Annotated in this window: 2 protein-coding genes; both read left to right on the top strand. The window is 42.1% G+C overall.

Features of this window, described 5'->3' with window-relative positions:
- Positions 1 to 780 (top strand): glycine--tRNA ligase subunit alpha (locus ACFIO3_RS14130; protein ID WP_375704689.1); only part of this gene is annotated, 780 nt, incomplete at its 5' end.
- On the top strand, positions 780 to 931 hold a 152-nt coding region (locus ACFIO3_RS14125; protein WP_375704690.1), incomplete at its 3' end, for a glycine--tRNA ligase subunit beta. The genes ACFIO3_RS14130 and ACFIO3_RS14125, both read left to right, overlap by 1 nt.

Below are 931 nucleotides of genomic sequence, written 5' to 3'. Positions count from 1 at the left end.
CCACGCCCTTGGAAAGTTGCTTATGTCCAACCCTCTCGACGTCCAACAGATGGCCGATATGGTAAGAATCCAAATCGTTTACAACACTATTATCAATTCCAAGTGCTTCTCAAACCCTCTCCGCTCAATCTACAAGAACTTTATATAAAGTCGCTACAAGCTATCGGGCTTGATACAAAACTGCATGATATTCGCTTTGTTGAAGATGATTGGGAAAGTCCCACTCTTGGTGCTTGGGGGCTTGGATGGGAATGTTGGTGCGATGGAATGGAAGTCTCTCAATTTACTTATTTTCAACAAGTGTGCGGCATTGAATGCGCTCCAGTTTCAGGGGAACTCACATACGGTCTTGAGCGTCTAGCGATGTATATCCAAGGGGTTGATAACGTCTATGACCTTAACTTTAATGGTTTAGAGGGAGAAAACAAAATAAGTTATAGAGATATTTTTTTACAGGCAGAACAGGAATACTCATATTACAACTTCGAATTTGCTGATACAAAACTGCTCCATCAGCACTTTATCGATGCAGAACGCGAATGCAGCGCACTTCTTGATGCTGGAAAACCAAATAAAGAAAATGTATTCCATCGCTGTGTTTTTCCTGCCTATGATCAATGTATTAAAGCGAGCCATATCTTTAATCTTTTGCAAGCACGTGGCGTTATTTCTGTAACCGAACGACAAAATTACATTCTTCGCGTTCGTAATCTCGCGCGCCGTTGTGGGGAAGCCTTCTTACTCACAGAAGCTGGACAAATATATACTGGAGAGGCCTAATGTCTGATCTTCTTCTTGAACTTTTCAGTGAAGAAATACCCGCACGTATGCAACGAAAAGCTGCTGCTGATCTTAAAAAAGCTGTTACGGATCAACTTGTGAATGCTGGATTAACCTATAAAGCCGCTCGTGAATATTGGACACCTCGTCG

This window comes from Bartonella sp. AD328YNZD, assembly GCF_042196425.1.
This window is presented reverse-complemented; position numbering and strand designations above follow the sequence as displayed.